Annotated in this window: 9 protein-coding genes; 3 read left to right on the top strand and 6 right to left on the bottom strand. The window is 72.0% G+C overall.

Annotated features, from left to right (window positions below; all coding sequences use genetic code 11):
* Window positions 1–260 precede the first annotated feature (260 nt).
* From ABZU43_RS06800 to ABZU43_RS06815, 4 genes are read right to left on the bottom strand one after another with little or no spacing between them, the layout of a single operon-like run.
* Window positions 261–701, bottom strand: a complete 441-nt coding sequence (locus tag ABZU43_RS06800) for a hypothetical protein (protein WP_355005570.1) — start codon at window positions 699–701, stop codon at window positions 261–263.
* Window positions 698–5077: a toxin glutamine deamidase domain-containing protein gene (locus tag ABZU43_RS06805; protein ID WP_355005571.1), complete on the bottom strand. Its 4380-nt coding sequence runs from the start codon at window positions 5075–5077 to the stop codon at window positions 698–700. The genes ABZU43_RS06800 and ABZU43_RS06805 overlap by 4 nt, the downstream gene beginning before the upstream one ends.
* Before the next feature lie 16 nt (window positions 5078–5093).
* Entirely contained in the window at window positions 5094–5426 is a 333-nt protein-coding gene (locus ABZU43_RS06810) for a hypothetical protein (protein ID WP_355005572.1), read from the bottom strand.
* The gene (locus ABZU43_RS06815) at window positions 5423–5845 is read right to left on the bottom strand and encodes a YbaB/EbfC family nucleoid-associated protein (RefSeq protein WP_355005573.1); all 423 of its coding nucleotides are present in this window, start codon (window positions 5843–5845) and stop codon (window positions 5423–5425) included. Before ABZU43_RS06815 ends, ABZU43_RS06810 begins: the two co-directional genes overlap by 4 nt.
* A gap of 78 nt (window positions 5846–5923) precedes the next feature.
* Between ABZU43_RS06815 and ABZU43_RS06820 the strand changes: the two genes are divergently transcribed.
* Window positions 5924–7171: an SUKH-3 domain-containing protein gene (locus ABZU43_RS06820; RefSeq protein WP_355005574.1), complete on the top strand. Its 1248-nt coding sequence runs from the start codon at window positions 5924–5926 to the stop codon at window positions 7169–7171.
* On the opposite strand, the gene ABZU43_RS06825 is transcribed toward ABZU43_RS06820, so the two are convergent.
* Window positions 7168–8607, bottom strand: coding sequence for an aldehyde dehydrogenase family protein (locus ABZU43_RS06825; RefSeq protein ID WP_355005575.1), 1440 nt, complete (start codon window positions 8605–8607; stop codon window positions 7168–7170). The genes ABZU43_RS06820 and ABZU43_RS06825 overlap by 4 nt on opposite strands.
* 142 nt (window positions 8608–8749) lie before the next feature.
* Here ABZU43_RS06825 and ABZU43_RS06830 point away from each other — a divergent pair, with 142 nt between their 5' ends.
* Together ABZU43_RS06830 and gabT are read left to right on the top strand one after the other, a co-directional pair.
* Entirely contained in the window at window positions 8750–10186 is a 1437-nt protein-coding gene (locus tag ABZU43_RS06830; RefSeq protein WP_355005576.1) for a gamma-aminobutyraldehyde dehydrogenase, read from the top strand.
* A gap of 3 nt (window positions 10187–10189) precedes the next feature.
* Entirely contained in the window at window positions 10190–11461 is a 1272-nt protein-coding gene (gene gabT / locus ABZU43_RS06835; protein ID WP_355005577.1) for a 4-aminobutyrate--2-oxoglutarate transaminase, read from the top strand.
* A gap of 70 nt (window positions 11462–11531) precedes the next feature.
* Here gabT and ABZU43_RS06840 read toward each other — a convergent pair whose 3' ends face one another.
* Window positions 11532–12206 carry a hypothetical protein gene (locus ABZU43_RS06840; RefSeq protein WP_355005578.1) on the bottom strand — a complete coding sequence of 225 codons (675 nt, stop codon included), beginning with the start codon at window positions 12204–12206 and terminating at the stop codon, window positions 11532–11534.
* Window positions 12207–12255 lie beyond the last annotated feature (49 nt).

Consider the following 12255-nt stretch of genomic DNA (forward strand, 5'->3'; position numbering starts at 1 on the left):
ATCCTGGGCAGGATCACCGCCGGCCCGGCCCCTGATCGCACCCAGGCCGAGGGCGAAGGCAGTACAGAAGGCGATACCGAAGGCAACGCCACCCTTCGCACCGAACACGGGGATACCGATCGCCAGACCGATCAGGAGGCCGACCGGCCAGGCCCAGACAGTCGACCTGACGCTCTGCGTACCAGATTTCGCCATGCGTCGATCTTATTCGGCCCCACCAGGGCCCCGCCGATCGCTCCCACGCTCAGGCAAGCCCACGCCTACTTCGCTCTCCCGACGTCGGGGTCCGCGCCAGGATCACCGGCCGCGCGAAGCTGCTCCTCGAACATGACGAACGTCCGCTGCCGAATCCCACGAATGAGCGCCTGCTCCTTCGGCGTCTCGTGACGCGCCTCAGCGTCCGCCAGAAGCTCGATCGAACGCACCGTCTCGTAGAGCGCGAAGATCGGCCCTTCACCCTTGAGATAGTGCGCCCGGAATGCCTCGACCTCCTGCACGAAGTCCTCTGCGGTGCGCCGAAAGATGTCACCTCCGACGCCTAGGGTCACTTCAACAAAGATGTCGTTCTTCTCATGCCAACCACCAGAGTCAATAGACAGCCGCCAGACCCTGGCACCGCCGTCGGGAGTCTCGACGATCTTCACTGGCGATTGGTAGTAGAGGTAGTAGGAGGGAAGCACCAGACCCGGCATCTTGGTCATTCAGACTTCTCCTCGAAGGTTGACTGTAATGCCGTCCAGAACAGCTGTTGCTCACGAAGGCGAATGCCATCTGTGATCGCTCGCTCTCGAGGCGTCAGGGCTCGGCCTTCCTCCTCGGCAAGGGCCTCCACGTCCCTTCGGACCTCATAAAGCACATGCTCCCAGACAGCGACGGCGTCAAGCGCAGCCAGGTGGAGGCGAAATTCGGCTAGGTGACCGTTCCGCATCCGCAGCACGATTTGCACGTCCCGATAGCCACTACTCATTGGTGACAGGAACCGATCTTCACAGCTCACAACGACGATGCCGGGGTAGCCGTTGACCCGTCCGAAGGCCGCGTAGAGGTCGTCGAGGTTGCGGAACTCGACCTTCGCGGCGGCCAGGTCGAGCAGCTTGGACGCATCGCCCTGGTGTTTGGACACCTTGTCCTCAGCTCGACGACGATCCTTGGGCTGAGGACGCCAGCCGGGCTCACCGACACGGAGACCATCGACCTGGGCTAGGGATACCGCAAGCTGATTCAGGTCGACCTGCGCCTCTACCGCCGCCGAGTAGAGACCGTCGAGGTAGCGCTTCCGGTAGCCAGCGTCGTTCCGTCTGGCCTCGTCGAACCCTGCCTGCACCACCGGTCCCCGACGCACCTGGATGCTTGCGCTGATCGTCAGCTGCTCGCTGGTGAGGGGTGTCGGCTCTGGTGGGGGTACTTCCCGGCGGTCCGAATCCTGTCGCGTCGCCTCCTGCTGGGCGACGTCGTCCAGCACCTCGGCGAGGACGTCGATTGCCTGCTGATGGCTGGCCAGGTGATACAGGGTCAGCGGACGGGACGTCAGCGACGCCGCGAGTTCAGGCGTGGACTGGATCATGCGCGCCAGGTCCGGCTGCTGCACCAACTGCCGTACCAACCGCTCGGCCAGGTCGGGCTCGTTCGGGGGCGGCTCTCGTCGGGCGGCGTCGAGCATGTCCCGGACCCGGTCGTCGGCGAACAGTCGCACGAGATCCCGTGCCGACGCTTCGTCCAGGCCCGGAACCAGCCGACGAAGGGTGGGGCTGTCGACCGCCGTCGCAAACTCAACGGGAGTCACCCCCGCCGCGAAGACGTCGTCCACACTGTTGGCCGACAGAACGGTGCGGGCACTACCGCCATCCGGTGTGGGCTGGCTGAGATCGGCGCTCGCTGGAACGTTGGCGTCGGGCGACGGCGGGGCCGAGCCCGGGCCGTCGAGGAGCAGGTACATCCGGTTGATGTACGGATCGCCGTGGCCGCCGTCGTCGTGTGTCGGCGGGTGATCCGGCAGGTCGGGCCGTTCGCTGAACCGGCCCCGGGGCAGTCCGCCGAGCGGCATCGGTCGGCCGTCTCCGCTCAGCACCAGCGCGTCGATGCCGACCACGTCGGGGTAGAGCGGCCGGTCCCGGACCACGCCGTTCTGTGGGTCCACGTAGAGCACTGTGCCGTTCTGGTTGAGCGCCACCCAGGCGTGCGAACCGCCGTGCGCCCACTCGGTGACCAGGAACGAGTAGCTGCCGTGCCCGCCCAGCAGCAGTTGGTCGTGCAGGTTGCGGTAGCCCCGGTCGGCGGCCTGCCGCGCCTGTGCGGAGTCCGTGCGTTGGCCGGACGCCGGTGCGAGGAGTTTCTGGAAGCGCCCGCCGGTCACGTCCTCCACCCGGCCCGGGCCGCCCGCCTCGCCACGGATGGGGCGCCGGATGTCACCGTCGAGGTAGCCGTCGAAGGTTCGTGGCGCCGACACGCGGGGGCGCCCGTGCACCCACGTCTCGAACAGCGACAGTGTGCAGTCCAGGCAGTTGATGCCCCGGGTGGCGTCGGCCACGGGACCGCCGTCGTTGAGCAGCCCGAACCAGCCGCCGTGTCGGGGGTCGGCGGTGCGGGTGACGGTGCCGTCCGGTCCACGGGGCATCTGTCGTTCGACGTCGACCTGGTGCAGGGCGAGCGGTGGCCGGAGTCCTCCGGGCTGCCCGTACGGCCGGGAGTCGTCGATCGGCGGCGGATCGTCGTCGCCGGTGAGCCTGGACGGGCCGGTGGTCTCCACCGCGCCGAGCGCGAGCGCGCCCACGTCCCGGTTGGCGTGCTCGAAGGTGGCGCTGATGTCCACGACCGGCGGGGCCGTGGTGCCGGCCAGCACCGCGTCTGCCAGGTCACGCCATTCGGAGTACGCGCGTGCTTCCTCGTTCGCGGCGCGCTGCCAGCCGTCGGCCCACTGCCGGTTGCCGGCCTGGTGCAGTTGGCGGGCGTAGGTGGCGTACTCGACGGCTCGGCGATCGTGCTCCACGGCACGGGTGCGCAGTCGGGCGGCCTCGGCCTGCCGGCGGTTGTTCTCGAACCCGATCCGCAGCGACTCGTAGTGGTCCTGGTAGCGCCGCCGCTCGGCGGCTTCGGCTGCTGCGGCCCACTGCGCCGCGTACGCGTCGTCGGTTTCGGGCTCGCGCACCGACGGGGCACCGAACGCGGCCACGTCGACGGGGATCGACGCCCTTCCCCGGGCGGGATGGTCGGGCGCGCGCACCGGTGCGGGCGTCTGCCGGGTCGGGACACGCGCCGGCACGGTGAATCGACCCACCACCGGTGGGGTGGAGGCGACGGGCAGCGGCCCGTTGGCGGTCGTCGGGGCGCCGAAGGTGATCGGTGCCGCCGGGCCTGGGGTGATCGTTGGTGCGGAGGGGCCGGTCGCCGGAGGCCAGGCGGTCGGTGCGGAGGGGCCGGTCGCCGGAGGCCAGGCGGTCGATCCGGAGGTGGTGACGTGCGGGGAACTGCCGGGCTGGACCGGCGGCACACCGGTGGCAGCCGGCCCGCTGCCCGATTCGAGGGGACCGACCACGGGCGCGGACGCCGACGAGAGCCTCGGATCAGCACCCACCACAGATTGACTCGGATCGCCTACCGTCGACGTGGCCGGGTTGGTGGTCGCCGCCGACAGCACGGGGTCGGCCGTGACCGGGTGCGGGACGCCCGCTCTGTCGCCGAACGACCCATCCGTCTCGGAGGCGCCGACCGGACTGTGCGCCACGTCCACGTCGGACAGCGCGCCAACCGGTGTCGGGGACGACGTGTGCACCTCGGGCACGACCGGAGACGCCGGCCCGGCTCCTCGTGACTGCTCGGCAATCGGTGGCGTCGGCGCAGCCAGCTGGTCCGGCGTAGTGGCGGCGACAGCCTCCGTCGCCTGCATCGGAACGCCCGCAGCCGTCACCAGACCACCCGAAGCCACACCGCCGACAGCCCCTGCGGAAGAAGCACTCGCGGCAGACGAGACCCCGAAGGAGGGAGCTGCTCCGGTAGCGGCCGCATCCCCCGCGACGGGCAACACTGGCGGAAGGGAGGGGCCCGTGAACGATGCTCCGGTGAGGGCGTTGGCCTGCGCGTCGAGCCGGGCGCGTAGCGCGTGGTCGGTCTGCCCGGTCGCCGAACCGGTGGCCCCGGACGCGGCGGCGCGCGCCACGTCCTCCATCGAGGTCAGGCCCTGACCGGTGGCCAGGCTCGCCGCGCTGTCGGCGAGCACCTCGCCGGTCATCTCCCGCCCCAGGTGCTCCCCGACCTTCGCCGCCCGCCCGGTGGCGTGCCGGCCCAGGCCAGCCAGCGGTGCCACCGCCCCGCCGGCCAACCCGCCCACCGCCGACGCGCCGAGATCGGTCAGGTCCAGGCCGTGTGCCCGCCCGGTGGAGTTCTGGTACGCCTGGGTGGCCAGGGTGACCCCGGCCTCCTCGGTGGCCTCCTCCAGCCCGCCCCGGGCGGCCCGCTTGGCGAGCCCACGCGCGCCACCTCGGGCGACCTCCTTGGCGGCCCGCTCGCCGGCCTCCTTGAGCCCGTGCTTGAGGGACTTGCTGGCCAGTTGGCCCATCAGCCGCTTGAAGATCTGTTGGACCAGCAGCCGGGTCGCGGTGATCGCCACGCCGGCGGCCGGGGTTGCCGCACCGGCGGTCAGCACCGCCGCCACCGCAACGGTGAGCAACTCGATGACCAGGATGCCCAGCTCGATCCAGACTTCCAGCTTGGCGCCCTCGATGTCGCAACCGCACTCCTCGACCAGTCGGCCCAGGTCGGCCGTGACCGCGAGCAGCACGGGCAGCGGGGCGTCGGCGCTCTCGGCGATCCCCCGCCAGGCCGCCTCGAACGCCGCGTCGAAAGCTCCGACGCCGCCGTACCCGTTGTGCACCTCGACGGCGGCGGTGGCGGCGTCGGCGTGCGGCCCGGCGAGCACGGAGGCGACCGCGTACCACTGGTCGGCGACGTCCCAGACGGCCCGCTCGTTGCCGTCCGGCCACTGCACGCCGACCACCCAGTCGAGTGCCTCGTAGATCCAGCCGGGCACGTCCCACGGCGCGTGGTCCAGGGGGTGCGGGATGGGGCTCGGCAGCACGCTCATCTCAGCTCGTCGGCCGTCAGCGCCGGTCGGCGGCCCGGCCGACCCGGGCGGCGTTGGCCCCGTCGGTCTGCACGCTCGCGTCGACCGCCTCGACCACGTCGCTGCCCAGCTCGGTGAGCCGGTGCCCGACGCCGGCCCAGGCCCGCAGCACGGTCTGCTCGAACCCGCGGTAGTTGCGCTCGAAGGCGGCGCCGATGTCGTCGCGACCCCAGGGCCGGGCACCGCTGGCGGCCTCGATCGCGCCTCCCTCCGCCGCACGTCGGGCCGTCACCGCCTCGCCGGCGAGCGCCAGGTCGGCACCGCCCCGGCGGGCCCGGGACGGATCAAGCCAGAGCTGCCCGTCGGTCATGGCTTCGCCTCACCTGTGCCGAGGACGGCGTCGGCCCGACCGAGCAGCGTGGCGTAGTCGCCGGTCCTGAGGAAGTCCGTCGCCCCGGAGCCGGCCGGCATGCTCTCGGCGACGAGGTCGCGGGTGGCGTCGGCGGCGGCGGTCGCGGCGGCCCGGATCGTCTCGGTGACCTTTCGGCCGAGCGCGTCGGCGTCGCGGGCCCGGTAGATGGCCGGCGTCAGCTCGACCTCGATCACCTGGCCCTGCGCACCAACTGTCACCGTCACCTGCCCGTCGGCCGAACGGCGGGTCACCCGCAGCGCGGCGAGTCGCGTCTGGAGGGTGTCCAAACTGGATCTGAGCTGCTGGTATTGCCCATAGACGTCGTCGAATCGGGCCCGTAGCTCGCGATTGACGCTCCGGTCCGCCTGTTCCCCCACCGCCGCCCTCCCGTCACCGTCGGTAGAGCGAAACAATACCGGCCGCCATCGATCCGTGTAGTCCGGTAGTTTCATAGCGTGATCGACCGTCAACAGGCCGAGCAGCTCGCCGCCACCTGGGCCCGCCGTGACTCGCAGCGTCTCGGCCACGAGTGCACCGCGATGGTCGACGAGTTCGACCTGGGGTGGGTCATCACGTCCGTCGTGCCCACCGAGGTGCCCACGGTGCCGGGTGACCTGCCGACGACAGTCATCGACAAGCAGACCGGCACTGTCACCACCTGGCCCCGGGTGCCGAGCGCCGTGGTGGCCGAGCTCTACCGGCGTAGCCGGCCCCCCGGGCCGACCGCCCTCCGCACTCTCGACCCGTCGAGCCTGCTGGTCCGGGAGATCCATCGGGGTGCCACCCCGAACACCGCCGCGCACCTGACCATCGACGGACGGATCTGGACGGCCCAGGGCACGAAGGCCGACGTGCCACTCAACCATCACCCCCTTGTCCGCGACTATCTCGACCAACTGCCGCCCGGTGAGTTGGTTCGCGGCGGGGCGGCGCACGCCGAGCTGATCGTGGTCTCCGACGTCCTGCACGAGTACGACCACCGCCGCGCCGCCGAGGGCATCGCGCCGATGGGGCGGGCCGAGGCGGCGGCGCTGCTGGAGGGGGCCCGCTTCGAGATCTTCCGGGTCCGTGAGCCGGGCGACCCCGCTGGCGGGCCCGCCGAACGGCCCTGCGACTCGTGCATCTCCTTCCTGGTCCGGGCGAACGTCCTCCCGGAGTCGACTCGCGCCTGGACCGAGACCTGGAACGCGCCGGAGGCACCCGACCCTGATCCTGGGCGGTTCCCGGCGGAGGTCGCGAACGCACTGGTCGCGGCCGGTTGGCAGCCACACATCGGGGATCAGATCATGGCCGCCGCCGCCGTACGGGACGTCACGTCGGTGCCGGGGCGCAACCATCGGCACGAGGTCTTTCCCGCCGCGGTGGAGGCGCTCACCGCGTTCCCCAGCCTGGTCGGTGCGCGACGCGGCCGGGGCGAGCAGGTGTGGATCTCCCGTTTCGACATCCGCCCGCACACCGTCGCGCACACCGCCGACACCCTCGCGGACTTCGGCGCGGTGCTCGGCGTACGCCTCTTTCCGATCGGCACCGAGCAGCAGGACAGCATCCTGGCGGTGGACGAGCGCGGCCGGGTCTTCGCGCTCGACCAGGCCGGCGAGTGGTTCCTCGGCGACACCATCGACGCCGCGCTGACCACCCTGCTGCTCGGCCGCGCACCCGCCCGGGTGCGCGACGACGGCACCTGGCCGGCCGACCCGAGTTAGAGCGCGAGGCCGGTCAGCACCATGACCCGCGCCTCGGTGTAGTCGTCCATCGCGCTGCGCAGCCCTTCCCGGCCGACGCCGCTGCCCTTCACTCCGCCGTAGGGCATCTGGTCGGCGCGGTACGACGGCACGTCACCGATGATCACCCCGCCCACCTCCAGCGCGCGGGCGGCGGCGAAGGCCGCGTCCAGGCGCCGAGTGAAGACGCCGGCCTGCAAGCCGTACGCCGAGTCGTTGACCGCTGTGAACGCGGCCTGGTCGTCGGCGACCGGGGTGACCACCAGCACCGGCCCGAACACCTCCTCGGCCACGACCTTGGCGTTCGCCGGCACGCCGGTGAGCACGGTCGGGGGGTAGGTCGCGCCGTCGCGGAGGCCGCCCACCTCGACGGTGCCGCCGGCGGCGACCGCCTCGGCCACCCACGTCTCGACCCGGCGGGCCGCGTCCTCGGACACCATCGGCCCGACGTCGGTCAGCTCGGACGCGGGGTCACCGGTCCGCAGCCCCCGCACCGCCGCCACCAGTCGGGGCAGGAAGTCGGCGTGCACGGCGTGGTGCACGTACACCCGCTGGACGGCGATGCACGACTGGCCGGCCTGGTAGTTGGCGAACGTCGCGATGCGCCGCGCGGCGAAGTCCAGGTCCTCGTCGGCGGTCCAGTCCGCGCAGAGCACCGCGGCGGCGTTGCCGCCCAACTCCAGTGTCACGTGCTTCTGGGGCGCGGCGCGGCGGATGGCCGCGCCGACCGGCCCGGAGCCGGTGAACGACACCACGGGTAGCCGGGGTTCGGTGACCAGTTCGGCGGCGCGGTCGTTGGGCAGCGGCAGCACCGAGAACATCCCGGCCGGGAGGTCGGTCTCGGCCAGCAGCTCGCCGAGCAGCAGCGCGGTCAGGGGCGTCGCGGGCGCGGGTTTGACGATGATCGGCGCGCCGACGGCGATGGCCGGCGCCACCTTGTGGGCGACGAGGTTGAGCGGGAAGTTGAACGGCGTGATGCCCAGCACCGGCCCGCGCGGCACCCTGCGGACCAGGGCGATCCGCCCCTCGGCGGCCGGGTCGGTGTCGAGTCGTTGCAACTCGCCGGAGAAGCGGCGGGCCTCCTCGGCGGCCCACCGGAACGTCGACACCGCACGCCCGACCTCGGCGCGGGCCCACTTGAGCGGCTTGCCGTTCTCCGCGGTGATCAGGGCGGCGATCTCGCCCGCGCGCTCGGCGAGCCGCCGGGACACGTGGTCGAGGGCCGCCGCGCGGGCGTGCGCGGGCAGGGCCGCGGCCTGCGCGGCCACACCGGCCGCCGCGGCGACGGCGGCGTCGACCTGCTCGGGCGTGGCGACTGTGGTACGCCCCACCGGGCGGCCGTCGTACGGGTGGTGGACTGTCAACTCACCCTCGCCGGTGGCGGGGCGGGAGGCGACGAAGATGGGTACGGGCTCCACGCGGAGCAGAGTAGCCGAGCGACTGGCCGACGGAAACAGTCGCGATAACCCTTGTCTGCCGCGAATTCAGTAGCGAAGATGGCAGAGAGATTGCGATAACCGCCGCAGAACCGCGCCCCCGGCCCCCTCGGAGTGATCCCTCATGAGTGACCAGCAGCAGCTGCGCAACTTCGTCAACGGCTCCTACGTCGACCCGTCCGATGGCGGTTACGCCGACCTGGTCGACCCCTGCACGGGTGAGGTCTTCGCCCAGGCCCCGGTCTCCGGCGCCGCCGACGTGGACGCGGCGATGAACGCCGCCGCCACCGCCTTCGAGAGCTGGCGGGAGGTCACCCCGGCCGAGCGGCAGCGGGCTCTGCTCAAGCTCGCCGACGCCGTGGAGGCGCGCGCCGCCGAGCTGGTCGACGCCGAGGTGCGCAACACCGGCAAGCCCCGCCAGCTCACCGCCGAGGAGGAGCTTCCCCCGGCGGTGGACCAGTTCCGGTTCTTCGCCGGTGCCGCCCGGATGTTGGAGGGGCGGTCCGCCGGGGAGTACCTGGCCGGGCACACCTCCTACGTGCGGCGTGAGCCGATCGGCGTCTGCGCGCAGGTAACCCCCTGGAACTACCCGCTGATGATGGCGGTCTGGAAGATCGCCCCCGCGCTCGCCGCCGGCAACACAGTGGTGCTCAAGCCGTCGGACACCACCCCGGTGTCGACGCTGCTGCTCGCCGAGATCGCCGCCGAGTTCTTCCCGCCGGGGGTGTTCAACGTGGTCTGCGGCGACCGGGACACCGGTCGTACCCTCGTGTCGCACCCGACCCCGCAGCTGGTGTCGATCACCGGCTCGACCCGCGCGGGCATGGAGGTGGCCGCCGCGGCGGCCCCCGACCTGAAGCGCACCCACCTGGAGTTGGGCGGCAAGGCCCCCGTGGTGATCTTCGACGACGCGGACGTGGCGGCGGCCGCCGAGGCCATCGCGATGGGCGGCTACTTCAACGCCGGGCAGGACTGCACGGCGGCCACCCGGGTGCTGGCCGGCCCCGGCGTCCACGACGACTTCGTGGCGGCGCTCGCCGAGCAGGCCCGCAACACGAAGACCGGCGCACCGGACGACGCCGACGTGCTCTACGGTCCCCTGAACAACGCCAACCAGCTCGCTCGGGTCAGCGGTTTCGTGGACCGCCTGCCGGACCACGCCGCGATCCAGACCGGCGGGTCCCGGCAGGGCGAACGCGGCTACTTCTACGCGCCGACAGTGGTCTCCGGGCTGCGTCAGGCCGACGAGATCATCCAGGACGAGGTGTTCGGGCCGGTCATCACCGTGCAGCGCTTCTCCGACGAGGACGAGGCGGTGCGCTGGGCCAACGGCGTCGACTACGGCCTGTCCGCGTCGGTCTGGACGCGCGACCACGGCCGGGCCATGCGGATGACCCGTCGACTCGACTTCGGCTGCGTCTGGGTCAACACGCACATCCCGTTCGTCTCCGAGATGCCGCACGGTGGCTTCAAGCACTCCGGGCACGGCAAGGACCTCTCGGTCTACAGCCTGGAGGACTACACCCGGATCAAGCACGTCATGCACAACATCGAGGGCTGAACCATGCCGACCAGTGAGGAGCTGCACAAGCGGCGCGGCGACGCCGTGGCCCGAGGTGTCGGCAGTGTGATCCCGTCCTACGTGGACAGGGCGTCCGGCGGGACGATCACCGACGTGGACGGCCGGGAGTGGATCGACTTCGCCGCCGGCATCGCCGTGACCAGCGTGGGCAACTCGGCCCCGAGGGTGGTCGAGGCGGTCCGGGCGCAGGTGGAGCGGTTCACCCACACCTGCTTCATGGTCGCGCCGTACGAGTCGTACGTGGCGGTGTGCGAGCAGCTCAACGCGGTGACGCCCGGCGGGTTCGCGAAGCGCTCGGCGTTGTTCAACTCCGGCGCGGAGGCGGTGGAGAACGCCGTCAAGGTTGCCCGGCACGCCACCGGGCGGCCGGCGGTCGTGGTGTTCGACCACGCGTACCACGGCCGGACCAACCTGACCATGGCGTTGACCGCGAAGAACATGCCGTACAAGCACCGGTTCGGGCCGTTCGCCGGGGAGATCTACCGGGTGCCGATGTCGTACCCGCTGCGTGATGGTGGGCTCTCCGGCGCGGAGGCGGCGGCCCGGTCGATCGAGATGATCGAGAAGCAGGTCGGCGCGGAGAACGTCGCCGCGCTGCTGATCGAGCCGATCCAGGGCGAGGGTGGCTTCGTCGTACCCGCGCCGGGTTTCCTGCCCGCGTTGCGCGGGTGGGCGACGGCGGCCGGGGTGGTCTTCGTCGCCGACGAGATCCAGACCGGTTTCTGCCGTACCGGTGACTGGTTCGCCTGTCAGCACGAGGGCGTCGAACCCGACCTGGTGACAGTGGCCAAGGGCATCGCCGGTGGTCTGCCGCTGGCCGCGGTGACCGGTCGGGCCGAGCTGATGGACGCGGTGCACGTCGGTGGGCTCGGCGGCACGTACGGCGGCAACCCGATCGCCTGCGCCGCCGCGCTGGCCACCATCGAGACCATGCGCGAGCTGGATCTGGCCGGTGCGGCCCGACGGATCGAGTCGGTGCTGGCCCCCCGGCTACGGGCCATCGCCGAACGGGATCCCCGGGTCGCCGAGGTACGCGGGCGGGGCGCGATGCTCGCCGTGGAGCTGGTGCTGCCGGGCACCCTCACCCCCGACCCGGCCGCCACGGCGGCGATCTCGGCGGCCTGTCACGCCGCCGGCCTGCTCACACTGACCTGCGGCACGTACGGCAACGTGCTGCGCTTCCTGCCCCCGCTGGTGATCTCCGACGGGCACCTCACCCGAGGCGCGGACCTCCTCGACGCCGCCTTCGGGTGAGCGGCGGAGGGGCCCGGTGCACGGGCCCCTCCGGCGACGGGCCCGGGTGTGCCGGGCCCGTCCGGCGATGTCAGCGAAGCACCTCGACGGTGTTGCGGCGCACCAGGTTCTTGCCCGGCTCGCGGATCTGCTCCATGGCGGCGGAGTTGAGCAGCACGCAGCTGCCCGACGGGCCGGTGACCGTCACAGTGGTCGCCCGGTTGTTGTCCAGGTTGGTCACCCGCAGCCGGGTGCCCACCGGGAACTGCCCACTGGTCGCCGCCGGACCGGCCGCCTCCTCGAAGAAGGTGATCGCCCCGGAGCACACCGACCGGGGCGCCGGGCCGGGCACGCCGGGAGACGCGACGCCGGGACGGACCGTGCCGGGGGCCGGAGCGCCGGCGGGCGGGGCCGCGCCGTCGACGCGTTCCACCACGTTGCGGCGGATCACGTTCTTGCCCGGCTCGCGGACCAGCTCCATGGCAGCGGCGTTGAGCAGCACGCAACTGCCCGACGGGCCGGTCACCGTCACAGTGGCCGCCCGGTTGTTGTCCAGGTTGGTCACCCGCAGCCGGGTCCCCACCGGGAACCGGTCGCTGGTCGCCGCCGGCGCCCCGCCCTCCGCGGAGAAGGTGACCGATCCGGAGCAGACCGACGACCGTGCCGGGGCGGTGTCGGCGAACCCGAAGCTGGTCCCCACCGACACGCCCACCGCGGCGAGCACCGCCACACTCGCTGCCAGCACGTGCCTGCGCTGCACCCTCATCGCCGTCACTCCCGTCCTCGGTGGTGTTCTTCACCCACCGGTACGGACC

Origin of the sequence: Micromonospora sp. NPDC005205 (genome assembly GCF_040608275.1) — a bacterium.
Classification (GTDB): Bacteria; Actinomycetota; Actinomycetes; order Mycobacteriales; family Micromonosporaceae; genus Micromonospora.

What these genes read in the sequence shown, in the direction of transcription:
- ABZU43_RS06800 (WP_355005570.1), bottom strand. Translation starts at nt 701, where the DNA reads ATGACCAAGATGCCGGGTCTGGTGCTTCCCTCCTACTACCTCTACTAC.
- ABZU43_RS06805 (WP_355005571.1), bottom strand. Translation starts at nt 5,077, where the DNA reads ATGAGCGTGCTGCCGAGCCCCATCCCGCACCCCCTGGACCACGCGCCG.
- ABZU43_RS06810 (WP_355005572.1), bottom strand. Translation starts at nt 5,426, where the DNA reads ATGACCGACGGGCAGCTCTGGCTTGATCCGTCCCGGGCCCGCCGGGGC.
- ABZU43_RS06830 (WP_355005576.1), top strand. Translation starts at nt 8,750, where the DNA reads ATGAGTGACCAGCAGCAGCTGCGCAACTTCGTCAACGGCTCCTACGTC.
- gabT (WP_355005577.1), top strand. Translation starts at nt 10,190, where the DNA reads ATGCCGACCAGTGAGGAGCTGCACAAGCGGCGCGGCGACGCCGTGGCC.
- ABZU43_RS06840 (WP_355005578.1), bottom strand. Translation starts at nt 12,206, where the DNA reads ATGAGGGTGCAGCGCAGGCACGTGCTGGCAGCGAGTGTGGCGGTGCTC.